Source organism: Tropicimonas sediminicola (assembly GCF_900188335.1).
Taxonomy (GTDB): Bacteria; Pseudomonadota; Alphaproteobacteria; order Rhodobacterales; family Rhodobacteraceae; genus Tropicimonas; species Tropicimonas sediminicola.
In genome coordinates this window covers 128,828-152,322 of sequence record NZ_FZOY01000007.1, presented here as the reverse complement: position 1 = coordinate 152,322, position 23,495 = coordinate 128,828, and the positions used below count along the sequence as shown (strand labels likewise).

The 23,495-nt window shown below is 66.8% G+C and carries 22 protein-coding genes; 13 read left to right on the top strand and 9 right to left on the bottom strand.

The genetic code is table 11. The features are described 5' to 3' along the window. Positions 1-63 precede the first annotated feature (63 nt). The 3 genes from CHB86_RS17410 to CHB86_RS17400 all read right to left on the bottom strand — a co-directional run bounded on the left by CHB86_RS17410 (position 64) and on the right by CHB86_RS17400 (position 2,911). Positions 64-690: a CoA transferase subunit B gene (locus CHB86_RS17410; protein WP_089234358.1), complete on the bottom strand. Its 627-nt coding sequence runs from the start codon at positions 688-690 to the stop codon at positions 64-66. Continuing rightward, positions 690-1,394 (bottom strand): CoA transferase subunit A, encoded by a 705-nt coding sequence (locus tag CHB86_RS17405; protein WP_089234357.1) that lies wholly within the window; start codon positions 1,392-1,394, stop codon positions 690-692. The genes CHB86_RS17410 and CHB86_RS17405 overlap by 1 nt, the downstream gene beginning before the upstream one ends. Before the next feature lie 119 nt (positions 1,395-1,513). Beyond that, positions 1,514-2,911: an aminotransferase-like domain-containing protein gene (locus tag CHB86_RS17400; RefSeq protein WP_281251222.1), complete on the bottom strand. Its 1,398-nt coding sequence runs from the start codon at positions 2,909-2,911 to the stop codon at positions 1,514-1,516. A gap of 88 nt (positions 2,912-2,999) precedes the next feature. On the opposite strand from CHB86_RS17400, the gene CHB86_RS17395 reads away from it, so the two are divergent. Then, on the top strand, positions 3,000-3,233 hold the full coding sequence (locus CHB86_RS17395) for a DUF1127 domain-containing protein (RefSeq protein WP_089234356.1): 234 nt from the start codon (positions 3,000-3,002) through the stop codon (positions 3,231-3,233). A gap of 44 nt (positions 3,234-3,277) precedes the next feature. Here the strand turns inward: CHB86_RS17395 and topA are convergent, their stop codons facing one another. The 4 genes from topA to tldD all read right to left on the bottom strand — a co-directional run bounded on the left by topA (position 3,278) and on the right by tldD (position 9,250). After that, positions 3,278-5,911 carry a type I DNA topoisomerase gene (gene topA, locus CHB86_RS17390; RefSeq protein ID WP_089234503.1) on the bottom strand — a complete coding sequence of 878 codons (2,634 nt, stop codon included), beginning with the start codon at positions 5,909-5,911 and terminating at the stop codon, positions 3,278-3,280. 133 nt (positions 5,912-6,044) lie between these two features. Beyond that, the gene (gene dprA / locus CHB86_RS17385; protein WP_245838137.1) at positions 6,045-7,211 is read right to left on the bottom strand and encodes a DNA-processing protein DprA; all 1,167 of its coding nucleotides are present in this window, start codon (positions 7,209-7,211) and stop codon (positions 6,045-6,047) included. 108 nt (positions 7,212-7,319) lie between these two features. Continuing rightward, positions 7,320-7,823, bottom strand: coding sequence for a GNAT family N-acetyltransferase (locus CHB86_RS17380; RefSeq protein WP_176442918.1), 504 nt, complete (start codon positions 7,821-7,823; stop codon positions 7,320-7,322). Beyond that, on the bottom strand, positions 7,820-9,250 hold the full coding sequence (tldD, locus tag CHB86_RS17375) for a metalloprotease TldD (protein WP_245838096.1): 1,431 nt from the start codon (positions 9,248-9,250) through the stop codon (positions 7,820-7,822). The genes CHB86_RS17380 and tldD overlap by 4 nt, the downstream gene beginning before the upstream one ends. Positions 9,251-9,437: 187 nt before the next feature. Here tldD and coxB point away from each other — a divergent pair, with 187 nt between their 5' ends. The 10 genes from coxB (at position 9,438) to CHB86_RS17330 (ending at position 17,766) form a co-directional block, all read left to right on the top strand. Next, positions 9,438-10,334, top strand: a complete 897-nt coding sequence (coxB, locus tag CHB86_RS17370) for a cytochrome c oxidase subunit II (RefSeq protein WP_089234353.1) — start codon at positions 9,438-9,440, stop codon at positions 10,332-10,334. Positions 10,335-10,367: 33 nt separating this feature from the next. Further along, positions 10,368-11,312, top strand: a complete 945-nt coding sequence (gene cyoE, locus CHB86_RS17365; protein ID WP_089234352.1) for a heme o synthase — start codon at positions 10,368-10,370, stop codon at positions 11,310-11,312. Continuing rightward, positions 11,309-11,479: a hypothetical protein gene (locus CHB86_RS24700; RefSeq protein ID WP_176442917.1), complete on the top strand. Its 171-nt coding sequence runs from the start codon at positions 11,309-11,311 to the stop codon at positions 11,477-11,479. Before cyoE ends, CHB86_RS24700 begins: the two co-directional genes overlap by 4 nt. Continuing rightward, positions 11,476-12,048, top strand: coding sequence for a cytochrome c oxidase assembly protein (locus CHB86_RS17360; RefSeq protein WP_281251221.1), 573 nt, complete (start codon positions 11,476-11,478; stop codon positions 12,046-12,048). Before CHB86_RS24700 ends, CHB86_RS17360 begins: the two co-directional genes overlap by 4 nt. Positions 12,049-12,065: 17 nt before the next feature. Beyond that, entirely contained in the window at positions 12,066-12,866 is an 801-nt protein-coding gene (locus CHB86_RS17355) for a cytochrome c oxidase subunit 3 (protein ID WP_089234351.1), read from the top strand. Positions 12,867-12,964: 98 nt separating this feature from the next. Further along, complete coding sequence (locus CHB86_RS17350) at positions 12,965-13,660, top strand: SURF1 family protein (protein WP_089234500.1); 696 nt, start codon at positions 12,965-12,967, stop codon at positions 13,658-13,660. Positions 13,661-13,762: 102 nt separating this feature from the next. Further along, entirely contained in the window at positions 13,763-15,151 is a 1,389-nt protein-coding gene (gene thrC / locus CHB86_RS17345) for a threonine synthase (protein ID WP_089234350.1), read from the top strand. Then, positions 15,148-16,410: a M16 family metallopeptidase gene (locus tag CHB86_RS17340; RefSeq protein WP_089234349.1), complete on the top strand. Its 1,263-nt coding sequence runs from the start codon at positions 15,148-15,150 to the stop codon at positions 16,408-16,410. Before thrC ends, CHB86_RS17340 begins: the two co-directional genes overlap by 4 nt. After that, a complete protein-coding gene (locus tag CHB86_RS17335) occupies positions 16,410-16,994 on the top strand; it encodes a GNAT family N-acetyltransferase (protein WP_089234348.1) in 585 nt (194 codons plus the stop codon). The genes CHB86_RS17340 and CHB86_RS17335 overlap by 1 nt, the downstream gene beginning before the upstream one ends. A 232-nt stretch (positions 16,995-17,226) precedes the next feature. After that, positions 17,227-17,766, top strand: a complete 540-nt coding sequence (locus tag CHB86_RS17330) for an adenine phosphoribosyltransferase (protein WP_089234347.1) — start codon at positions 17,227-17,229, stop codon at positions 17,764-17,766. Between the two features lie 110 nt (positions 17,767-17,876). On the opposite strand, the gene CHB86_RS17325 is transcribed toward CHB86_RS17330, so the two are convergent. Together CHB86_RS17325 and CHB86_RS17320 are read right to left on the bottom strand one after the other, a co-directional pair. Then, a complete protein-coding gene (locus CHB86_RS17325; RefSeq protein WP_089234346.1) occupies positions 17,877-19,292 on the bottom strand; it encodes an FAD-binding oxidoreductase in 1,416 nt (471 codons plus the stop codon). A 75-nt stretch (positions 19,293-19,367) separates the two neighbouring features. After that, entirely contained in the window at positions 19,368-20,228 is an 861-nt protein-coding gene (locus CHB86_RS17320) for an MBL fold metallo-hydrolase (RefSeq protein WP_089234345.1), read from the bottom strand. Between the two features lie 249 nt (positions 20,229-20,477). On the opposite strand from CHB86_RS17320, the gene CHB86_RS17315 reads away from it, so the two are divergent. Both CHB86_RS17315 and CHB86_RS17310 read left to right on the top strand, forming a co-directional pair. Further along, complete coding sequence (locus tag CHB86_RS17315) at positions 20,478-22,256, top strand: SLC13 family permease (RefSeq protein WP_089234344.1); 1,779 nt, start codon at positions 20,478-20,480, stop codon at positions 22,254-22,256. Positions 22,257-22,363: 107 nt separating this feature from the next. Beyond that, on the top strand, positions 22,364-23,104 hold the full coding sequence (locus tag CHB86_RS17310) for a YebC/PmpR family DNA-binding transcriptional regulator (RefSeq protein ID WP_089234343.1): 741 nt from the start codon (positions 22,364-22,366) through the stop codon (positions 23,102-23,104). The last annotated feature ends 391 nt before the right edge of the window (positions 23,105-23,495 follow it).

The window sequence follows — 23,495 nt, the reverse complement described above, 5'->3', positions numbered from 1 at the left end:
GAATGGCCATGGGCCCATGCCGGCGGGAGGGAAGGGGGCGGCTTTCGCCGCGCCCCCAAAGGTTCAGACAATCGTCGCCTCGGTGGACGCGATCAGCTCCTCGCGGGTCACGCCGGGGGCGAGTTCCTGGATGTGCAGGCCCTTGTGGGTAACGTCCAGCACGCCGAGGTTGGTGATGATCCGGTCGACCACCCCGGTGCCGGTGAGCGGCAGGGTGCAGGACTTCAGGACCTTGGACTCACCCTTCTTGTTGGTGTGGTCCATCACCACGACCACGCGTCCGACGCCGGCCACCAGGTCCATCGCGCCGCCCATGCCCTTCACGAGCTTGCCGGGGATCATCCAGTTGGCGAGGTCACCGTTCTCTGCCACTTCCATCGCGCCGAGGATCGCCATGGCGATCTTGCCGCCGCGGATCATGCCGAAGCTGGTCGCGCTGTCGAAATAGGCGGTCTGCGGCAGTTCTGTGATCGTCTGTTTGCCGGCGTTGATCAGGTCCGGATCCTCTTCGCCCTCGAAGGGGAAGGGGCCCATGCCGAGCATGCCGTTCTCGGATTGCAGCGTCACCTCGACGCCGTCGGGAATGTAGTTGGCCACCAGCGTCGGGATCCCGATGCCGAGGTTCACATACATGCCGTCTTCCAGCTCCTGCGCCGCACGTGCGGCCATCTGGTTGCGGTCCCAGGGCATTATGCGTCCTCCTTCTTGCGGGTCGTGCGCTGTTCGATGCGCTTTTCGTGCTCGCCCTGGATCAGGCGGTGGACGTAGATGCCGGGCAGGTGGATCGTGTCGGGGTCAAGCGAGCCGGTGGGGACGATCTCCTCGACTTCCACGACGCAGACCTTGCCGCACATCGCCGCCGGCGGGTTGAAGTTGCGGGCGGTCTTGCGGAAAACAAGGTTGCCGGTCGGGTCGGCCTTCCAGGCCTTGACGATCGACAGGTCGGCGAAGATCCCCTCTTCGAGGATGTAGGTCTCGCCGTTGAACTCCTTGTGCTCCTTGCCCTCGGCCACCACGGTACCGACGCCGGTCTTGGTGTAGAAGCCCGGGATGCCGCAGCCGCCGGCGCGCATCCGCTCGGCCAGCGTGCCCTGCGGGTTGAACTCGAGCTCCAGCTCGCCCGAGAGGTACTGGCGCATGAACTCGGCGTTCTCGCCCACGTAGGACGACATCATCTTCTTCACCTGCTTGGTCTGCAGCAGGATTCCGATGCCGAAATCGTCTACTCCGGCGTTGTTGGAGGCGAAGGTCAGGTCCTTCACGCCGCTGTCCTTGATCGCGTTGAGCAGCAGTTCCGGAATGCCGCAGAGGCCGAAGCCGCCGGCGGCAATCAGCATGCCGTCGTGCAGCAGCCCGTCCAGCGCTTCCGCCGCGCTGCCGTAAATCTTCTTCATGGAGAACCTCCCATAGACCCTTTGAGGGAGGTTTCTGACGCCCGGGAAGGCGTGTGTCAAACGAATGCTGCGTCGCGGCGCCCCGGCGCCGGGAAAAGCACCGCTGCGGGGAGCCGACGTCAGGCCGAGATCGCCTCTGGCGGATTGTCCAGCAGCTCGCGCAGGGTGGTCATGGCGGTCTCGAAGCGTTCCAGCGGCACCTGCCCGTTGACCGCGATGCGGATGCAATGGGGCGCGCGGTCCTCGCGGAGGGTGAATTCCTCGGCGGACCTGATCTGGATCCCTTGGCGCTCCGCGGCGAGCACGAATTCGGCGGCCCGCCAGCCGCGCGGCAGGGTCAGCCAGAGAAAGGGAACGTCCTCGCGCCAGGCGATCTCGTGGCTGCCGAGTGCGTTCACTGCGGCACGGACGTAATCGCCCACCCGGTCACGCACCGTCCCGGCGATGCGCCGGGTCTCCGGGTTGCCGAGGATGAGCCGCGCCATCTCGGCCAGTGGCCGGGCGAGCCCGAAGAACCCGTATTCCGCGGCCCGGCGCAGGTCGGCATAGCGCCCTTCCGCGGCGACCGCAAAGCCGATGCGCAGCGCCGGCGTGAGCGTCTTGGAAATGGAGGAGACGTACCAGGCGCCCTCGGGCCAGAGCGCGCGGTAGCTCGGTGCGCGCGCGGGCCCGATGCGGTAGCAATCATCCTCGAGGATCTGCACGCCACCGGCGCGCTGGCAGGCGGCCACGATCTCCTCCCGCCGTTCCAGCGGCGTATGCAGGCCGGTCGGGTTGTGGACCTCTGCCGAGGTGCAGAGCATCTGGGCCCCGGACCGCCGCGCGATACGTTCGAGTTCTTCCGGAATCAGCCCCCGTTCATCCGAAGGCACGCCCACGACCTCGATCCGCAGCATCTCGGCGGCACGCCGGAAACCTGCATAGGACAGCTCCTCGACGAGAATCACCGGCTGCGCGCCCCGCAGGGCTGACTGCAGCACCAGCGAGATGGCGCTCTGCCCGCCGTGGCTCAGCACGACATCCTTGTGCCCGATCGCGCCGAGCGAGACGTCAGAGAGCCAGTCGATCACCGCCTCCCGGGCGGGCCGGAACCCTTCGCGGTTGGGATATTCGACGAGATCCTCCTCCGGCCCCTCGGCCACGGCACGCAACCCGTGCCGGATCGCGGCGACCTGGCCCATATCCGGCAGGCGCGGGCTGTAGAGGTTGATCTTGCCCGGCTCCTGCGGGAGCGTTCGGGTCCAGACATCGTCGGCGACGTTGCGCAATTTCGGGGCGACAAAGGTGCCGCGCCCGACGACGGCCTCGAGCCGGCCGGCATCGGTCAGCTGCGAATAGGCGCGGGCGACCGTGCCCGGGGTCACGCCGAGCGCCCAGGCAAGTTGCCGTACCGGGGGAAGCTGATGGCCGACGGGCAAGGTGCCCCTGTCCATTTCGGCCATGAGGTGGTCGGCGAGCGCCTTGTACTTGGCCCGGCCCGCGAGCTGCACGCCCTCCGTCCATTTTGTATCCGACACAATACTCTCCTAGACCGGGGTATATTCCGAATGTATCAATTTTTGTATCGCATCATTTCAAATTGTGTCAATACAATAGGAGAGTCCCATGGCACAGATCTCGCCCGCATCCGACCCCAGGCTGGAAAGCCTGAGCGCCCGCCAATCGCTGCCGCTTCTGGCCGATGTCGCGCTCTGGATGGCGGCGGCCGTGGTCAAATGGGATTGCCGACACAGGTCCCGCCGCGCGTTGACCCGCCTGACACCGCATCAGCTCAAGGATATCGGGATCACGCCGGAAATGGCGGATCAGGAAATCCGCAAACCGTTCTGGATCCCCTGAACACGAAAGCGCCGGGCGATTGGCCCGGCGCAGTCGTTTTCGGATCACTCGATCACGTCGTCGTCTTCGACCTTTGCCGCGGCCTTCCTGGCCGGTGCCTTTTTCGCCGTGCTCTTCTTGGCGGCGGTCTTCTTCGCGGCGGGCTTCTTGGCCGGGGCCTTCTTGCGGCCACCCTTCTTGGCGGCCTTCTCGGAAATCAGCTCCAGCGCCTGCTCCATGGTGAGCGATTGCGGCTCCGTGTCCTTGGGTAGGGTCGCGTTGATCTTGCCCCATTTCACGTAAGGCCCGTAGCGCCCTTCCATGACATTGATCGGCCCACCCTCCTCGGGGTGCTCGCCCAGCTCCTTGAGCGGCTTGGCGGCCGCGCCGCCCCGGCCGCGCGGGTTTGCCCGCTTCTCGGCCAGCATCTCTACGGCCCGGTTCATGCCGATCTCGAACACCTCCGCCGGGTCCTTCAGGTTGACGTAGACCGGTTTCTCGTCGCCCGGCGCCGTGTGTGCGATGTAGGGGCCGAAGCGGCCGAAGTTGGATGTGATCATCCCGCCCTCGGGGTGATCGCCGATCTCGCGGGGCAGGCTCAGAAGCGTCAGCGCCTTCTCGAGGTCCATGTCCTCGGCGCGCCACCCCTTGGGCAGGCTCGACCGCGGCGGCTTGGGGTTTTCCTCGGTGGCGTCACCGCGCTGCACGTAGGGGCCGAAACGCCCGTCGCGCAGGGTGATCTTGTCCTCGTTGTCGTAGCCCAGAAGCTTGCCGTCCGGACCGATCCCGGATTCCTCGGTGCCCGGCGGCCCGAAGGGGCGGGTGTAGCGGCATTCGGGGTAGTTCGAGCAGCCGATGAATGCGCCGCCCGACCGCGCGGTGCGCATCGAGAGGCGGCCGTTTCCGCAGTTCGGGCAGGCGCGCGGGTCGCTGCCGTCCTCGGTCGGCGGGAACAGGTGCGGTTCCAGCACCTCGTTGATCTTTTCCAGGACGTCGGTGATCCGCAGCTCCGAGGTCTCGGAGATCGCGGCGGAGAAATCGCGCCAGAACCGTGCCAGCACTTCCTTGTAATCCGCCTCGCCGGCGGAGACGTGGTCCAGCTCCTCCTCCAGCCCGGCGGTGAAGTCATAGCTCACGTAGCGGCGGAAGTAGTTCATCAGGAAGGCGATGACGAGCCGGCCCTTGTCCTCGGGGAACAGCCGGTTCTTGTCCTTTCGGACGTAGCCGCGGTCCTGGATCGTGGTGACGATCGAGGCGTAGGTCGAGGGCCGGCCGATGCCGAGCTCTTCCATCCGCTTGACCAGCGTGGCCTCGGTGTAGCGCGGCGGCGGCTGGGTAAAATGCTGCTCGGGCGTGATCTCGTGCTTCTTGGCCGGCTCCCCCTGCATGATCGCGGGCAGGCGCTTGCCGTCCTCGTCCTCGGAAACGTCGTCGCGCCCCTCCTCGTAGACCTTGAGGAACCCGTCGAAGAGCACGACCTGCCCGGTGGCGCGCAGCCCGACCTGGCCGTCGGCGCTGGTGATGTCCACCGTGGTCCGTTCCAGCCGCGCCGCTTCCATCTGGCTGGCGAGGGTCCGCTTCCAGATCAGGTCATACAGCTTGCGCTGGTCGGCTTCCGAGACCTTCAGGCTCGCGGCGTCCCGCGTCATGTCCGTCGGGCGGATACATTCGTGCGCTTCCTGCGCGTTCTTGGCCTTGTTCTTGTAGATCCGTGGCGTGCTGGGCACGTATTCGGCGCCGTAGCGATCCTTGATCGCGTCACGGGCGGCGGCGACCGCCTCGGGGGCCATGTCGATGCCGTCGGTCCGCATGTAGGTGATCAGCCCGGCCTCGTAGAGACGCTGGGCGGCGTTCATCGTCTGCCGGGCGCCCATGCCGAACTTGCGGCTCGCCTCCTGTTGCAGGGTCGAGGTCATGAACGGCGCCGACGGGTTCCGGCTGCCCGGGCGGGCCTCCACTTCGGAGACGGTCAGATCGCGCGAGGTGATCGCCTGCACGGCCAGTTCGGCGGCGGTCTCGTTGGCGATGTCGAACTTGTCGAGCTTCTTGCCGGCCAGCGTCGTCAGCCGGGCCTCGTAGGTCTGGCCGCGCGGCGTTTCGAGCAGCGCCTTCACCGACCAGTATTCCTGCGCACGGAACGCCTCGATCTCCATCTCCCGCTCGACGATCAGGCGCAGGCAGACCGACTGCACGCGCCCAGCGGAGCGCGATCCGGGCAGCTTGCGCCAGAGCACCGGGGAGAGGTTGAAGCCGACCAGGTAATCCAGCGCGCGGCGGGCGAGATAGGCGTCAACCAGCGGCTGATCGACCTGGCGGGGCGATTTCATCGCCTCGGTGACCGCGGACTTGGTGATGGCGTTGAACACGACGCGCGAGACTGCGGTGTCCTTCCGGATTGCCCGGCGCTTGCGGAGGGTCTCCTCCAGATGCCAGCTGATCGCCTCTCCCTCGCGGTCGGGGTCGGTCGCGAGGATCAGCGCGTTGTCGTCCTTCAGAGCATCCGCGATCGCCTTCACATGCTTGCGAGAATCGTTCGCGACCTCCCAGGTCATCTCGAATTCGTGCTCCGGATCCACCGATCCGTCCTTGGGAGGCAGGTCCCGAACGTGCCCGAAAGACGCCAGAACAACGTAGTCGCCGCCCAGATACTTGTTGATTGTCTTGGCCTTGGCAGGCGATTCCACGACGACGACGGGCATGCGGATGACCTTTTGAAAGGGTTCGATCAATTGGCGGCGGAAGATGTGGTGCCGATGCAGGGTTGTCAATGCGGCGGCGCGGCGGGGGCGGCAATGCCCCCAACTTCCGGTCTACCCCAGCCGCCTACACCTCTCAGGCGCCGCGCGCCAGCAGGCCGCCCGGGTGACGGACCACCGCCCCGTCCATCTCGAGCGCAAGAAGCTCTTCGGCAATCGCCGGGGCCGGCATGCAGAGATCGCGCAGGAGCTGGTCCTCGGAAAGCGGCGTCATGCCGAGAAACGACAGGATCCGGTTGCGCAGCGGGTCGCCATGGGTAGGCGCCGCTGCGGCCGGCTGGTTGATCCGCGGCGGATCGGCCGGCTGTGCGGCTGGCGTTGGTTGTCTCTCGCGCCTGGGCGAGAGGCGCGGCGCCGGGGCGGTGCCGAGCGCTTCCAGGACGTCCTCTGCGTTCCGCACAAGCGTCGCGCCATCGCGAATCAAAAGGTTGCACCCGGAGGCGCGGCCGTCGAACGGGTGGCCGGGGACGGCGAGCACGTCCCGCCCCTGGTCGAGCGCGTCGCGCGCCGTGATCAGGCTGCCGGATTTCGTCGCGGCCTCCACCACCAGGACGGCGCGTGCGATTCCGGAGATGATGCGATTGCGGCGCGGGAAGTGGCGCGCCTGCGGTCGGGTGCCCGGCGGCATTTCCGAGACGATCAGGCCGGTTTCGGCGATCCGGGCGGTCAGATCGGTGTTTTCCTTGGGATAGACCACATCGACGCCTCCGGCGACGACGGCGATGGTGCCGGTGGCCAGAGCCGCGGCATGGGCTTCCGCGTCGATCCCGCGGGCGAGCCCCGAGACGACCACCAGCCCTGCCTCGCCCAGCCCGCGCGACAGCGCGGCGGCGGTACGGCGACCGATGCTGGAGGCGTTGCGTGCGCCGACAAGCGCAACCGCCTCGCGCCCGGTCAGTTCCGTTTGGCCAAGGGCCCAGAGCATCGGCGGGGCATCGGCGATCTCGGCGAGGGCGCTCGGGTATTCCTTCATGCCGATGAAGATCGGCCGCGCACCGGCGCGGCTGCCGGCTGCCAGCTCGCGCTCCACGACCTCGGGCGGGCAGGGGCGGTACCCGGCAACACCGGCCTTGGCCGCGATCTGCGGCAGGGCCTCGAGTGCGGCCTCTGCATCGCCACCGTGTTCGGCCATCAGCCGATAGAAGGTGGATGTTCCGACACGGTGGGAGCGCAAGAGACGCAGCCAGGAGCGCCTGGTTCCTTCCGAGGTGGGTGGTGCGAGGGGGGGTGGGGAAGAAAACAATTCCAAACCGTCGCAGCTCCGTCTCTTGCTGAGATCATGGCTACAGGGAAAACGGTTAATCGGGCGTAAACGCCGTGAGGCAATCGACGAAGAATCCGCGCCGCGCGTTCAGGCGGCCGGGAGGGCCTCGAGATCTTTCTCGAAGATCAGGCAGGTGAGCGGCATGTCACCGTCATCGGTCGTCACCGGGACCTGCCGCGGGCCGAGAGAGGTCCAGCCGTTTCGTGCATAGAACCGCTCGGCGCGCCGGTTGCCTTGCGTACACAGCAGCCGCGGCCGGCTGCATCCGGCGGCGGCGAGGCGCGCTTCGCCGTCGGCCAGCAGGGCCTGCGCAACACCGGTACCCTGCGCGGCGGCCGTAACGAAAAGCTGGTCGATCTCGCCTTGGCCGGCTGAATCGATCACGCAGAAACCAAGCGGTGCGCCGTCGGGGGCTTCGGCAAGACGGATGCGGCCCACCATCCGCTCCAGCCGCCGCCGGAAGCTTTCCCGGTTTCGATGCGGCAGCAAGTCGGCGGGCACGAGGCCGGCGTGGGAGGATTGCCACGCCTGGTCCCAGAGATCCGCGAGCGCGGGGACATCCCGCGCCGTGGCGTCCCGGATCGAACTCACGCCGCCGAGCCGCCGACGGTCAGGCCGCCGATGCGCAGGGTCGGCTGGCCCACACCCACCGGCACCCATTGCCCGGCCTTGCCGCAATTGCCGATTCCGGGGTCGAGAGACATGTCGTTGCCGATCGCGGTGATTCGCGACAGCGCGGTCGGACCGTCGCCGATCAGGGTGGCGCCCTTGACCGGCGCGCCGACCTTTCCGTCCTTCACCCGGTAGGCCTCGGTGCAGGAAAAGACGAATTTGCCATTCGTGATATCGACCTGGCCGCCGCCAAAGCCGACGGCATAAAGCCCGTCCTTCAGCTCGGACAGGATCTCTTCCGGCGAGGCGTCGCCGGCGAGCATGTAGGTGTTGGTCATCCGCGGCATCGGGGCGTGGGCATAGCTCTCGCGGCGGCCGTTGCCGGTGGGTGCGACCCCCATCAGGCGGGCGTTCTGGCGGTCCTGCATGTAGCCCACGAGGATGCCGTCCTCGATCAGCACGTTGCGGTGCGAGGGGGTGCCCTCGTCATCGACGGTGATCGAGCCGCGGCGGTCCGGGATCGTGCCATCGTCGAGCACGGTAACGCCGGGCGAGGCGATTCGCTGACCCATCAGCCCGGCGAAGGCGGAGGTGCCCTTGCGATTCGCGTCTCCCTCGAGGCCGTGACCGATGGCCTCATGCAGAAGGATGCCGGGCCAGCCGGGGCCGAGCACCACGTCCATCACCCCGGCGGGGGCGGGTTCCGCCTCGAGATTGACCAGCGCGATGCGCAGCGCTTCGCGGGTCACGCCCTCCCAGTGGGCGCGGTCGAGCAGGCCATCGAGGCCCGCACGCCCGCCGCCGCCGGTTCCGCCCTGTTCGCGCCGCCCGTCCTGCTCGACGATCACGCTCACGTTCAGCCGGCTCATCGGGCGGCTGTCGGCCACGACGGTGCCGTCGGGGCGCAGGATGGTCACTTCCTGCAGGGAGGCCGCAAGGGTGGCGGAGACCTGCACGACGCGCGGGTCGAGGGCGCGGGCGAAGGCGTCGATCTCGCGCAAGGTCTCGATCTTTACAGGGAATTCGGCGTCCGAGATCGGGCTGTCATCGCGATAGAGCCGTTGATTCGTGGCAGCGGGCCCCTCTGCCAGCGTGCCGCCGCCCGCGCCGACGGCCAGCCGGGCGGTGCCGGCGGCGCGCTGCAGCGCGGCCTCGGAGATCTCGGTGGAATGCGCGTAACCGGCTGTTTCGCCACGCACCGCGCGCAGCCCGAACCCTTCGGATGCGTCGTAGCTCGCCGTCTTCAGGCGGCCGTCATCGAAGACCAGCGCCTCGGATCGCCGCCGCTCCAGAAAGATCTCGCCATCGTCGGCCCCGTGCGTTGCGTCCTGCAGCGTGCGGAGGGCGGCGTCCCTGTCGAGATGGGTCTCGAAGGGGCGAAAAGGCGTATTATCGGTGGAGGTCAAGGCGATGCTCCCGTCTGTCGACATATTCGCAAGTGACTTGTTGACGCAAATCACCGGGTTGTGCAGTTTTTCGTAATATGGTCTCTAGGCCGCAGGACACAACGGGCTCTTTTGCCCGGAGGCTACGGCCGCCAGGGGGGGGAGTCCGTTACGGCTTACGCCGACTAGCGAACGGGAAATATAACTGATGCGATTTTCGACGCTGAAGAGCGGCCTGCCGGCTGCCCTTGCCGGTCTGACTGTATCCGGCGCCGCACTTGCGCAGGACGCGCTTGGCGATCTCGAGGTGAAGGGCGCGCCGACGCCGGGCGGGCTGGGTTTCCAGCCGGCGGTGACCGAGCTGGCGCGCGACCTGCAGTGGCTGGACGGGATGATCAACGTGATCATCGCCGCCATCGTGCTTTTCGTGACCGCGCTGATGGTCTGGGTCGTCGTTCGGTTCAACCGCAAACGCAACCCCGAGCCCGCGGGCTTCACCCACAATTCGCCGCTCGAGATCGCCTGGACAGTGGTGCCGATCATCATCCTGATCTTCATCGGCTCGTTCTCGCTGCCGGTGCTGTTCAAGCAGCAGATCATCCCCGAGGGCGACGTCACCATCAAGGCGATCGGCAACCAGTGGTACTGGTCCTACGAGTACCCCGACCACGAGTTCGCCTTCGACAGCTACATGATCGGCGCCGACGCCCAGAACAAGCTGACCCCCGAGGTCGAGGCGCAGCTGATCGAGGCCGGCTACGAGAAGGAGCACTTCCTGCTCGCGACCGATACCGCGGTGGTGGTTCCGGTGAACAAGACCATCGTCGTTCAGGTGACGGCGGCGGACGTGATCCACTCCTGGACCATCCCGGCCTTCGGGGTGAAGCAGGACGGGGTGCCGGGCCGGCTTGCCGAGCTGTGGTTCAAGGCCGAGGAAGAAGGCATCTACTTCGGTCAGTGCTCCGAGCTCTGCGGCATCGCCCACGCCTATATGCCGATCACGGTGAAGGTGGTCAGCGAAGAGGCCTACGAAGCCTGGCTCGACAGCGCCATCGAGGAATATGCCGGCAAGCCGCGCAACCTCGATGTGGCCTCGGCCGAGTGAGGCCCCGAGGTTCCAGGAACCGACAGGTGAACCATGTCTGACACGAGCCTGCACAGCGTCCCCCGCAGCGCCGAGCCGGAGCTGAAGGACTACTTCGCCCTGCTGAAGCCGCGGGTGATGTCGCTGGTCGTCTTCACGGCGCTCGTCGGCCTGCTCGTTGCGCCGGTGCCTGTGCATCCCTTCATCATGTTCACCTCGGTCCTGTTCATCGCCATCGGCGGCGGGGCATCCGGGGCGCTGAACATGTGGTGGGATGCCGATATCGACCGGGTGATGCGCCGCACGGCGAAGCGCCCAATCCCGGCCGGGAAGGTCACCGAAGGCGAGGCGCTCGGTCTGGGTGTTGCGCTGTCCGGCCTGTCGGTGATGATGCTGGCGCTCTCGGCCAACCTCCTGGCCGCCGGCCTGCTGGCCTTCACCATCTTCTTCTACGTCGTGATCTACACGATGTGGCTCAAGCGCTGGACGCCGCAGAACATTGTCATCGGCGGTGCAGCCGGTGCCTTCCCGCCGATGATCGGCTGGGCGGTCGCGACGGGCGGGATCTCGGTCGAATCGGTGCTGATGTTCGCGCTGATCTTCATCTGGACGCCGCCGCATTTCTGGGCGCTGGCGCTGTTCATGAAGTCCGATTACGACGACGCCGGCGTGCCGATGCTGACCGTGACCCACGGGCATGACGCCACCCGCCGCCACATCCTTGCCTACACGGTCCTGCTGGCCGCCTGTTCGCTAAGCCTCGCCGCGACGTCGATCGGTGGTCCGGTCTACCTCGTCGCCGCACTGGTCCTGAACTTCCGGTTCCTGGTGGGCGCCTGGAAGATCTGGAAGCGCAGCACGCCGCAGGCCGAGGCGGACGCCTATGGCGAAGAAAAGCGGTTCTTCAAGCTGTCGCTGTGGTATCTCTTCCTCCACTTCTCGGCGCTGCTGGCCGACGCCACGCTGCGCGCCCTCGGAGTGTTTGGAGGCTGGGCATGATCCGTGCGACCCATGAACTTCACGAGCGCCGCAAGGGGCGTAATCTCGGGCTCGGGATCCTGCTGCTCGCCTTCGTCGGCATCGTCTTCGGCATGACCATCGTCAAGATCGGCAATGGCGAGGACGTGCTCGGAACCGGTATGGTATCGGGGGAGGTGTCACAGTGATCTTTCGCAACCTCACAGGCCCGAAGCGGACGCTCGCCCAGACCCTGAGCGTGGTCTTTGTCATGGGCTCGCTCGCCTGGGCGTCGGTGCCGCTTTACGACATGTTCTGCAAGGTCACCGGCTACGGCGGCACGACGAACACCGCCGACGCGGGCTCCGATGTTGTCCTGAACGAGACGATCAAGGTGCGCTTCGACGGTTCGCTCGAGCGGGGCATGCCCTGGAGCTTCAAGCCGATGCAGCGGGAAATGACCATCCGCCTCGGCGAGACCGGTCTGGCCTTCTACGAGGCCCATAATCCCACCGATCGCCCCGTGGCGGGCTCGGCCAGCTACAATGTCGCTCCGTTCGACGCCGGGAACTACTTCGTCAAGATCGACTGCTTCTGCTTCGAGCAGCAGGTCCTGCAGCCGGGCGAGACGGTGCAGATGCCGGTCAGTTTCTACGTCGATCCGGAGATCCTCGAGGATCGCGACGCGAAGCACACGCCGCAGATCACCCTTTCCTACACCTTCTACGAGATTGACCTGCCCGAAGAGCAGGCGGCGCTTGTGATCGCCGACGAATAACGCGCAAGGGACTTCCAATGGCTCACGAAAAGAACCACGACTACCATATCCTGCAGCCGTCCATCTGGCCGTTCCTGGGCGCGGTGGGGGCCTTCATCATGCTGTTCGGCGCGGTGTTGTGGATGCACTCCATCACCCCGTTCCTGTTCTTCATCGGCCTCGTGCTGGTGCTCTACACCATGTACGCGTGGTGGGCCGAGACGATCGCCGAGGAGCATGCAGGCGATCACACGCCGGTGGTGCTGATCGGACTGCGCTACGGCTTCATCCTCTTCATCATGTCCGAGGTGATGTTCTTCGCCGCCTGGTTCTGGTCGTTCTTCAAGCACGCCATGTACCCGATGGGCCCCGAAAGCCCGGCCGTAGACGGCGTCTGGCCGCCGGTGGGCATCGAGACGTTCGATCCCTGGCACCTGCCGCTGATCAACACGCTGATCCTGTTGCTCTCGGGGTGCGCAGCCACCTGGGCACACCACGCCCTCGTCCACGAGAACAACCGCAAGGACATGGCCACCGGCCTCATCCTCGCCGTGGCACTCGGTCTGCTGTTCACCTTCTTCCAGGCCTATGAGTACAGCCACGCCGCCTTCGGCTTCTCCGGCAACATCTATGGCGCCAACTTCTTCATGGCGACCGGCTTCCACGGTGCGCACGTGATCATCGGCACCATCTTCCTGTTTGTCTGCTACCTGCGGGTGCGGGCCGGCCACTTCACCCAGGAAAGCCACCTCGGCTTCGAGGCCGCCGCCTGGTACTGGCACTTCGTGGACGTCGTCTGGCTGTTCCTGTTTACCGCGGTCTACATCTGGGGCGGCTGAGCCGGAAGGCCGCTTGCCTCCGGCGGGGGTATTTGATCCAAGAAGAAGCGGGGCGCGGGACTGACCGGGCCCCGTTCTCATTGAAGGAGGGCGCGCAGGTGCGACGCTATCTGGCACCGCTGGCGATCGGACTAGTCGGCGCGGCGATCCTGATCTGGCTCGGCGTCTGGCAGCTTCAGCGCCTGGAGTGGAAGGAAGCGATCCTGGAGGAGATCGACCAGCGCATCGCGGCCGATCCCGTTCCGCTGCCGGCCACGCCCGATCCCGAGCAGGACCGGTTCCTGCCAGTCGAGGTCTCTGGGCGCACCGACCCGCGCGAGTTGCATGTCCTGGTTTCGACCCGTCAGCTCGGAGCCGGCTTCCGGATCATCACTGGCTTCACCACCGAAGAGGGGCGTCGAATCCTGCTCGACAGGGGCTTCGTGGCTGCGGACCGGAAGGACGCGGGACGGCCGGCGGCCACGCTCATGATCACCGGCAACCTGCACTGGCCTGACGAGCGCGACCGCTATACGCCGGAGAACGATCCGGCGACGAATTACTGGTACGCCCGCGAAGTCGACGTGATGGCCGACGAGTTGGGCACCGAGCCGATCCTCGTGATCGCCCGCATGAGCTCCGGCTCCGACGCCTCGATCACCCCGCTGCCGATGGACAGCTCCGGCATCCCGAACGACCACCTCGGCTATGCCGTGACGTGGTTCGGCCTCGCGCTTGTGTGGTTGGGGATGACAGCGCTGCAACTCTGGCGTATCTCACGCGGCGACCGTCGCAGCGCTGGTGGGAAAGGGTAACCGCTCTCATCACCTGTCCAGAAATATCCCCGCCGGAGGCTCCCGCAAGCGCCATCGGTGCATCGCCGGGCCCAGGTGCTCCGCAGACACGAGAGAGGCGCAATGAAATACATCTCCACCCGCGGCAAGGCGCCCGTTCTGTCCTTTGAGGAGGCCATGCTCACTGGGCTCGCCCGTGACGGCGGACTCTACGTGCCCGAGAACATTCCGCAGATGCCCCCCGAGGCCATCGCCGCGCTCGCCGGCCTTCCTTACGAGGAGATCGCCTTTCGGGTGATGCAGCCGTTCCTCGGCGAGAGCTTCACCGATGAAGAGTTCCGCGAGATCATCGCACGCGCCTACGAGGGCTTCGGCCATGCCGCCCGCGCGCCGCTGGTGCAACTCGCCCCCAACCATTTCCTGCTCGAGCTGTTCCACGGGCCCACACTGGCCTTCAAGGACTTCGCGATGCAGCTCATCGGCCAGCTCTTCCAGGTGGCTTTGAAGCGGCGCGGCGAGCGGGTCACGATCGTCGGCGCGACTTCGGGCGACACCGGTTCCGCGGCGATAGAGGCGTTCCGCGGGCTCGACGCGGTGGATGTCTTTATCCTGTTCCCGCATGGCCGCGTCTCCGAGGTGCAGCGCCGTCAGATGACCACGCCGTCCGAGGCCAATGTCCACGCCCTCGCGCTCGATGGCCATTTTGACGATTGCCAGGCCCGGGTGAAGGACATGTTCAACGACTTCGCCTTCCGGGACGCGGTCGCGCTCGCAGGCGTGAACTCGATCAACTGGGCGCGCGTGCTGGCGCAGGTCGTCTATTACTTCAGTGCCGCCACGGCGCTCGGCGCGCCGCATCGCGCGGTCTCCTTCACCGTGCCCACCGGCAATTTCGGCGATATCTTCGCCGGCGATATCGCGCGCCGCATGGGGCTGCCGATCGAGCGGCTGGTGGTCGCCACCAACCAGAACGACATCCTGCACAGGGCGCTGAGCACCGGCGGCTACATGACCAGCGAGGTCGCCCCCTCGATCAGTCCCTCGATGGACATCCAGGTCAGCTCGAATTTCGAACGCGCGCTGTTCGACGCCTACGGCCGCGATGGTGCCGCCGTGGCGCAACTGATGGACGAGTTGAAGTCCGACGGCGGCTTCCACATCAGCCAGGGCGCGCTGCAGACCTTGCAGGAGACATTTGCCTCCGGACGCGCCTCGGAGGACGAGACCTCCGCCACCATCGCGCGCCTCTTCGCGGAGACCGGCGAGATCCTCTGCCCGCACAGCGCCGTGGGGGTGAAAGTGGCCGAAGAACACCTCGGGACTGCGCCGATGATCACGCTCGCGACCGCCCATCCGGCCAAGTTCCCCGACGCGGTCGAGGCCGCCACAGGTCTCCGCCCGCCTCTTCCCAATCGCATGGCGGACCTGTATGAGCGATCGGAACGGGTGTCGCGGGTCGCCAACGACCTTGGCGCCATCGAAGATCTGATACGGGAAAGGCGCGCCGGTTGAGCGTGAATCTTGAGAGACTTGCCAATGGCTTGCGCGTCGTCACGGAGACGGTGCCCGGGCTGGAGAGCGCGGCCGTCGGGCTTTGGGTCAATGCTGGCGGACGGCACGAGCGGATCGAGCAGAACGGCATTGCCCATTTCCTGGAGCACATGGCCTTCAAGGGGACGAAGCGGCGCAGCGCGCTGCAGATCGCCGAGGAGATCGAGGATGTCGGCGGGTTCATCAACGCCTACACCTCGCGCGAGGCCACGGCCTATTACGCGCGGGTCCTGAAGGCTGACGTGCCACTGGCGCTCGACGTGGTGTCCGACATCGTGCTGAACCCGGTCTTCGAGCAGAAGGAGATCGAGGTCGAGCGCGGGGTGATCCTGCAAGAGATCGGCCAGGCGCTCGACACGCCGGATGACGTGATCTTCGACTGGCTGCAGGAGGCCGCCTATCCGGGCCAGGCGCTCGGCCGCACGATCCTTGGGCCCACGGAACGGGTCAGCGGCTTCGAGCGCGAGGACCTCGCCGGTTTCGTGGCAGAGCATTACGGGCCGGGGCAAATGGTTCTCTCTGCCGCCGGCGCCGTGGACCACGACGAGATCGTCCGGCTCGCCGAGAAGCTCTTCGGCCATCTCTCGCCGGTCCAGCTCAGCACACATGACGTGGCCGTTTTCCACGGTGGTGAGCGGCGCGAGCTTCGCAAGCTCGAGCAAGTGCATTTCGCGCTGGCCCTGGAGAGCCCGTTCTACTCGCATCCCGATGTCTACACCGCGCAGGTCTATTCGACCCTCCTCGGAGGCGGCATGTCTTCCCGCCTGTTTCAGGAGGTGCGGGAGAAGCGCGGGCTCTGCTATACGATCTTCGCGCAAGCGGGCGCCTATGCCGACACCGGCATGATGACGATCTACGCCGGCACCTCCGCCGACGAGATCAGCCAGCTCGCGACGCTGACCATCGACGAGCTGCGCCGAGTGGCGGACGACGTGAGCGAGGAAGAGGTCAACCGCGCCCGGGCGCAGATGAAGGCCGGGCTGCTGATGGGGCTGGAGAGCCCTTCGGCGCGGGCCGAGCGCCTCGCCCGGATGGTGGCGATCTGGGACAGGGTGCCGCCGCTCGACGAGACGGTGGAGCGGATCGAGGCAGTCGATCGCGCCTCCATCGCTCGCTTTGCCGCCGACCTCGCAGGCACCGGACGCGCCGCGCTCGCACTCTACGGCCCGGCACAGCGCGCCCCGGAACTGGCGGAACTGCAGGAGAGGCTTGCGGCCTGATGCGGCTTGGCCGGAAAAAGGTGCGGATCGTGACCGAGCGGATGGTCCTGCGCCCGCCGATGCACGGCGATTTCCGGGCCTGGAGCTGCCTGCGGCGGGACTCCCGCGCTTTCCTCGAAAAGTGGGAACCGCTCTGGGCGCCCGATCACCTCAGCCGGAAGGCGTTCACCAACCGGGTCTACTGGGCGCAGCGGTCGCTCGGTGCGGGCACGGCGCTGCCGCTTTTCCTGGTCCGGCGCGACGACGATGCGCTGATGGGAGCCATCACGCTCGACCACATTCGCCGTGGCCCCGCCCAGGCCGGCACCTTCGGCTACTGGATCGGCGAACCCTTCGCCCGGCGCGGGTACATGCGGGAGGCAATCACCGCCCTGACGCATCATGCGTTCGAGACGCTGGACCTGAGCCGGATCGAGGCCGCGTGCCTGCCGGAAAACGCGGCGTCGCGAGGCTGCCTGGAGAAATGCGGCTTCAAGTACGAGGGGGTGGCGCAGAGCTACCTGCAGATCGCGGGCCGATGGCGGAACCACGTGCTCTATTCCAACCTCCGGGCGGATCGCCGGGGGCGTACGGAGGTGCGTTAGGCCATGGGCTCCCGCCCGTCGTCGACGCATCGCAGATGCGCCTCCTCCCGTTGGGCGTGGCCGCGCGCGGGGCGCGCGGCTGCCCGGAATCCAGCCCTTGCAGCGGATCGGACGCGGCAAGATGGCACGTCCGCGTGGTTTGGCGCCACGCCGGCCTTGCGCCGGCCATGATCGATCAGGTGAGGTGCGAACTGCACTTCGGGAAATGTCGACAGTCAGAAGGAACACACCCATGGCGCGCCACAAGACGGTCAAGGACTACATCCGAACCATCGCCGATTTCCCCCATGAAGGGATCATGTTCCGCGACGTGACCACGCTCTTTGCCGATCCCCGCGGCCTGCGGATCGCGGTGGACCAGCTTCTGCACCCCTATGCCGGCACGCCGATCGATTGCGTCGTCGGGCTGGAGGCGCGGGGCTTCATCCTCGGTGGCGCGGTGGCGCACCAGCTCTCGGTCGGTTTCGTGCCGATCCGCAAGAAGGGCAAGCTGCCCGGTCCGGTGATCTCGGAAGCCTACACGCTGGAATACGGCGAGGCGGTGGTGGAGATCCACGACGACGCCATCGAGCCCGGTGCCCGCGTCCTGGTGGTCGACGACCTGCTGGCGACGGGCGGCACCGCGGAGGCCGGTATCCGCCTGGTCGAACGGCTGGGCGGCGATGTCGTCGGCTGCGCCTTCGTGATCGACCTGCCGGAGCTCGGCGGCCGCAAGCGCCTCGAGGCGCTCGGCATGGACGTCCATGCGCTCTGCGAATTCGAGGGCGCCTGAGGGGCACGACGCGCCCAGCTTCTCCTGGAAGCCAAATACCCCGGGGTCCGGGGCAGCGCCCCGGTCCGTCCTTCGATACAGGGAATATACCTTCGGTGCCGTGAGCCGGCTCACCCCATGCGCAGGACCGCGCCGGGGTTCATGATGCCGTGCGGGTCGAGGGCTGCCTTGATGGCGCGCATCGCGGCCAGTTTCGTGGGGTCGCCGTAGCGCTCGAGATCCCCCACCTTGAGCCGCCCGATCCCGTGTTCGGCGCTGACCGAGCCCTCGAATTCTTCCACCAGGTCGTGCAGCGCAGCGGTGACGGCCCCACGTTGAGCGGCGAAGTCGCTGGCGGCCGCCCCGTCGGGCGGAAAGACATTGTAATGCAGGTTTCCGTCGCCGAGGTGGCCGAAGCAGTTGATCCGGAAATCCCCCAGGGCCGCGACCACTTCGCGCCCGCGCGCAATGAACTCGGGGATCGCGGAGATCGGCACCGAGATGTCGTGCGACGAGACCGCGCCGATGCGGCGGTTCGCTTCGGGGATGGATTCCCGGAGGTTCCAGAAGGCCAGACGCTGCGCCTCGTTCTGCGCGATCACGCCGTCCTGGACGAGCCCGGCCTCGGCGGCCTCCTCGAAGAGCCCTTCGAACTCCGCTTCCGCGGTCTGGCTGCCGGTCACACCGAGCCCGATCAGCACCATCCAGGAGGGACGGGGGGCGAAGGGCTGGCGCACGTCGGGCATATTCCGATGCAGGAATTCGAGCCCCATGCCGCTGATCAGTTCGAAGGCGGAGACGGCATCGCCCATGCGCCGCTGCGCCATTGCCAGAAGCTTCACGGCCGCGGCCGGCGTGTCCACCACCAGGAAGGCCGCGCCCTTCTCGGCCGGGCGGGGGTAGAGACGCAGGCTGGCGGCGGTGATCACGCCAAGCGTGCCTTCCGAGCCGATCAGCAGGTTGCGGAGATCGTAGCCGGTGTTGTCCTTCCGAAGGCGTTTCAGCCCGCGCAGGATCGACCCGTCCGGCAGGACCGCCTCCAGCCCAAGGCACAGGTCGCGGCTGTTGCCATAGCGCAGGACATTGACGCCGCCCGCGTTCACCCCGAGCAGCCCGCCGATCTGGGCCGAGCCCTCCGAGGCGAGCGAGAGCGGGAACATGCGGTCGATATCCCGGGCGACCTGCTGCACGTCGGCGAGGATGGTGCCGGCCTCGACCACCAGCACGTTCTCGGCCGGATAGGTGCCACGGACCCGGTTCATGCGTTCCAGCGACAACAGGATCGGCCGCGGCAGATCTCCGGCGACCTGCCCGCCGACCAGCCCGGTGCCGCCGCCGTAGGGCAGCACGCCGACGCGGTGCGCGGCGGCCATTCTGATGACTTGTGCGACCTCGTCGACCGAGGAGGGGGTCACCAGCAGCGCATCGCCGCCGTGGAACCGCCCGCGCGGTTCCTCGAGATAGCGCGGCTCCAGCGGCCGGAACGCGGAACAGGGCAGTTCGGCGCGCAGCGCGGCCTCGATTTCGGCAGATACCGGGTTCAGCATCCTTTCACCTCCTGCGTCGATCAATCACGCGAGGCAGGTCGGTGCAAGATGGGGTGCGTCGCTCAGTGGCGCAAGTCACTGGCCCTCGTCGTTGAATCCGAGGAAACGCGGCTGCAGGACGATGACCGTCGGCTCGGAGGGCAGGTCGCGCAGCGATACCTCCAGCATCCGCTCCTCGCGCCGTTCGATCCGGAAATCATTTGCGACCCCGGCGAGGAAGCGGTCCAGAGAGTTGCCTGAATGCCAGTGCATCGGCAGCACGATCGAGGCGCGGAACCGTTGCAGGACCCGGATCATCACCTCCGTCGGCAGGGTCATCCCGCCGTCGATCGGCGCCATCACCACGTCGAGTCGCCCGATGGCCGCGTATTGCTCCGGGTTGGGCTCGTGGTGCAGGTGGCCGAGATGCCCGATGCAAAGCCCGGCGACCTCGAAGATGAAGATCGAATTGCCGTCGGGCTCCACCCCGCTGCCGTAGCGGGAGCGGATATCGGTTGGCACGTTGCGCACCAGCATCTCGCCGAGATCGAGGTGGTGATCGGCCGGCGCGCCGGTGTCGTCCCATCCCTGCAGCACGTGCGGGATGGCCGGGTCTGGATTGGCCGTCCAGTGGGTCGTGTGCGAATGGTTCATGGTCACCACGTCCGGGATCAGCGCGGCAGGGCCCGTGAACCCATTGTAATCGGTGATCACGTTCAGTCCGCCCGGGGTCTGAAGCAGATACATCGAGTGGTCGATGTAGTTCAGCCGCACCGTATGTTCCGGCAGCGGGTCGCGGTAGCCGGCGCGCCAGATCACCTCGAGCCCCGGGGTGTTCTCCACCAGCGCGATGCAGTGGGAGGGGCGCCGGTCGGCTTCGGACTGGGCGATGGCCACGCCGGGCAGGAGCAGGCCGATCAGGGCGAGCCAGGCGACGTGGCGGACGGAATTGCGCATCGAAGTCTCCTCGGTGGCGACGGGATCGTCAGGCAATGGGAGCATCATGCCACGATCCTCCGAATGCGCCCCCATGAACTCTTCGTCAGAAGGCAAGACCGACCGATCGGAACGCGAATTCCGCGCATCTGCTGCAAAGCCGGGCAGGTCGGCGCGCGGCCGGTCCGGGACGGGCAGGGGGGCAATGATCCCTTGCACCGGGGGATTGCGGCGCTAAGGATGGCGCGCGTGGCAATCACAGGGCGGTGAATGGAACTCTTTCTCCTCGGGGCAACGGGACAGGCAGTGCTGGCGCTGATGGTCGTGGCGGTGATGTTCCTGCTCTTCGCGCGCGAGGTCTTCCCCGCCGAGGTCGTCGCCATCATCGGCGCAGCGGTGATGCTGGTCACCGGAATCCTGCCCTACGACGACGCCCTCGCCGTGCTGTCCAATCCGGCCCCCTGGACCATCGCCATGATGTTCCTGGTGATGGGGGCGCTGGTGCGAACCGGGGCGCTCGATTGGTTCACCCAGATCGCGCAGCGGCAGGCAGAGCAGAACCCGAAGCTCGCGATCGGCACGTTGATGGGCTTCGTGGTGACGGCCTCGGCCTTCGTCTCGAACACGCCCGTCGTCGTGGTGATGATCCCCGTCGTGGTCCAGATCGCGCGTACCCTGAAGCGGCCGGCCTCCAAGATGCTGATCCCGCTCTCCTATGCAGCGATCATGGGGGGCACGCTCACGCTGATCGGCACCTCGACCAACCTTCTGGTCGACGGTGTGGCCCGCGCCAACGGCATGGACCCGTTCGGCATCTTCGAGGTCACCCCGCTGGCGGTCTTTGTCGTCGCCTGGGGCATGATCTACCTGCGCTTCATAGCGCCCCGGCTGCTGCCAGACCGCGACAGCATGGCGGACGTGCTCTCCGACAAGACCCGCATGAAGTTCTTCACCGAACTCGCGGTGCCCGAGGACAGCGGGTTGATCGGCCAGAAGGTGATGGAGATCGACCTGTTCAAGCGCGAGGGCGTTCGTGTGATCGACGTGCTGCGCGGAGACGCCTCGCTCCGGCGCGATCTGCGGTCGGTGGAGCTGGAGCCGGGGGACCGGGTGGTTCTGCGGACCCAGATGAGCGAGCTGCTGAGCCTGCAGGAAAACAAGAACCTGCGCACCGTGGACAAGCTGAGCTCGGTGCGGACCGAGACGGTGGAGGTGCTGATCTCCCCCGGCGCCCGCATGGTGGGCCGCACCCTCGGCCAACTCCGCCTGCGCCGCCGCTACGGTGTCTACCCGCTGGCGGTGCATCGCCGGAACCAGAACATCGGCCGCCAGCTCGACGATCTCGTGGTGCGCGTGGGCGACACGCTGCTGCTCGAAGGCGCGCCGGAGGATATCCGGCGTCTTGCGCAGGACATGGGGCTGGTCGATATCGCCCGCCCGTCGGCCCGTGCCTTCCGCCGCGACCGCGCGCCGGTGGCCATCGCGGCGCTGATCGCCATCGTGCTGCTGGCCGCCGTCGGCGTGGCGCCGATCCTGCTGCTGTCCTTCCTCGCGGTGGCGCTGGTCTTCATCACCCGCTGCATCGACGCCGACGAGGCGTTTTCCTTTGTCGACGGGCGGCTGCTGGCGCTGATCTTCTCGATGCTCGCGGTGGGCGCGGCCCTCGATGCCTCGGGCGCGGTCGAACTGGTGGTGCAGGCGGTGTCGCCGGCGCTCGCCTCGCTGCCGCCGTTCCTCGTGGTCTGGGCGATCTACCTTCTGACCTCGATCCTGACCGAGCTGGTCTCGAACAACGCCGTGGCCGTTGTGGTGACCCCTGTCGCCATCGGCATGGCGGCGGCCTTGGGCTATGACCCGCGCCCGCTGGTGATCGCAGTCATGATCGCGGCCTCGGCCAGTTTCGCGACGCCCATCGGCTACCAGACCAACATGATGGTCTACGGTCCCGGCGGTTACCGCTTCGCGGACTTCCTCAAGGTCGGCATCCCGCTCAACCTCACGATGGGCCTGCTGACCTCTTTCCTGATCCCGCTGCTCTGGCCGCTCTGAGCGACGACCCGCAGCCGGGAGGATGTACCATGGGATTGCCCCCGGTGGGGCCAATGGGCTATGGACGCGCAAACCGATCCAAGCATTGATCCGAACGGAGAAGACCCATGGCCGGCCATTCAAAATGGGCGAACATCCAGCACCGCAAGGGGCGCCAGGACGCCGCCCGCTCCAAGCTGTTTTCCAAGCTCTCGAAGGAAATCACCGTCGCCGCGAAGATGGGCGACCCCGACCCCGACAAGAACCCCCGCCTGCGCCTGGCGGTGAAGGAAGCCAAGTCGAACTCCGTCCCCAAGGACGTGATCGACCGCGCGATCAAGAAATCCGTGGCGGGTGACGGGGACGATTACGAAGAGATCCGCTACGAAGGCTACGGGCCGGGCGGCGTGGCCGTCATTGTCGAGGCGATGACCGACAACCGCAACCGCACCGCCTCCAACGTGCGTTCCACCTTTTCCAAGAACGGTGGCAACCTCGGCGAGACCGGCTCGGTGGGGTTCATGTTCGAGCGCAAGGGCGAGATCACCTATCCCGCCTCCGCCGGCGACGCGGACACCGTGATGGAAGCCGCGATCGAGGCCGGTGCCGAGGACGTGGAATCCGACGAGAACGAGCACATCATCTATTGTGCGGATACCGACCTGAACGAGGTCTCTACCGCGCTGGAAGCCTCGCTGGGCGAATCCGAATCGACGAAGCTGGTCTGGAAACCGACCACCACCACCGAGCTGGACCTCGAGACCGCGCAGAAACTGATGCGCCTGATCGAGGTGCTCGAGGACGACGACGACGTTCAGCGCGTCACCGCCAACCTCGAAGTCTCCGACGAGGTCGCAGCGCAGCTGTGAGCCAAGCCCCCCCGGCGCAGGCCGGGGGCGCCGTTTCCGAAGCGGGCCTAAGCCGTTTCAATTGTTGACCTGCCGACCGCCGGACGGCAGGTCCGATTTTCCCGCAGTGCGCGGGCCGACACGTCCGCCAGTGGTCCGGGCCAGGCGCTCCGATCCCCCCTTTCCCCCGCATCGGCACCCGCCCTGTTTCGCGTTCCGAACGTACGCCCTCTGTCTTCCTAGTCGGTGGACAGCCATGCGTTCGTCCGCTGCGCACTTTCGTTTCCGGGCCTCCTGCCTTGTCACTATGCAAAGCCCGGAAACTGAGCGCCGGCCGTTTGGGTGGAAACCTGCTGATCTTTCGCTGACCCGGCGGAATCCCGCTACATCTAGTCCGTTAACAGATGCGAAC

Coding starts and splice junctions, on each gene's coding strand:
- CHB86_RS17320 (WP_089234345.1), bottom strand. CDS start 20,228: ATGCGCAATTCCGTCCGCCACGTCGCCTGGCTCGCCCTGATCGGCCTG.
- CHB86_RS17410 (WP_089234358.1), bottom strand. CDS start 690: ATGCCCTGGGACCGCAACCAGATGGCCGCACGTGCGGCGCAGGAGCTG.
- CHB86_RS17355 (WP_089234351.1), top strand. CDS start 12,066: ATGGCTCACGAAAAGAACCACGACTACCATATCCTGCAGCCGTCCATC.
- topA (WP_089234503.1), bottom strand. CDS start 5,911: ATGCCCGTCGTCGTCGTGGAATCGCCTGCCAAGGCCAAGACAATCAAC.
- thrC (WP_089234350.1), top strand. CDS start 13,763: ATGAAATACATCTCCACCCGCGGCAAGGCGCCCGTTCTGTCCTTTGAG.
- CHB86_RS17325 (WP_089234346.1), bottom strand. CDS start 19,292: ATGCTGAACCCGGTATCTGCCGAAATCGAGGCCGCGCTGCGCGCCGAA.
- CHB86_RS17330 (WP_089234347.1), top strand. CDS start 17,227: ATGGCGCGCCACAAGACGGTCAAGGACTACATCCGAACCATCGCCGAT.
- CHB86_RS17315 (WP_089234344.1), top strand. CDS start 20,478: ATGGAACTCTTTCTCCTCGGGGCAACGGGACAGGCAGTGCTGGCGCTG.
- CHB86_RS17310 (WP_089234343.1), top strand. CDS start 22,364: ATGGCCGGCCATTCAAAATGGGCGAACATCCAGCACCGCAAGGGGCGC.
- CHB86_RS17335 (WP_089234348.1), top strand. CDS start 16,410: ATGCGGCTTGGCCGGAAAAAGGTGCGGATCGTGACCGAGCGGATGGTC.
- coxB (WP_089234353.1), top strand. CDS start 9,438: ATGCGATTTTCGACGCTGAAGAGCGGCCTGCCGGCTGCCCTTGCCGGT.
- cyoE (WP_089234352.1), top strand. CDS start 10,368: ATGTCTGACACGAGCCTGCACAGCGTCCCCCGCAGCGCCGAGCCGGAG.
- CHB86_RS24700 (WP_176442917.1), top strand. CDS start 11,309: ATGATCCGTGCGACCCATGAACTTCACGAGCGCCGCAAGGGGCGTAAT.
- CHB86_RS17405 (WP_089234357.1), bottom strand. CDS start 1,394: ATGAAGAAGATTTACGGCAGCGCGGCGGAAGCGCTGGACGGGCTGCTG.
- CHB86_RS17395 (WP_089234356.1), top strand. CDS start 3,000: ATGGCACAGATCTCGCCCGCATCCGACCCCAGGCTGGAAAGCCTGAGC.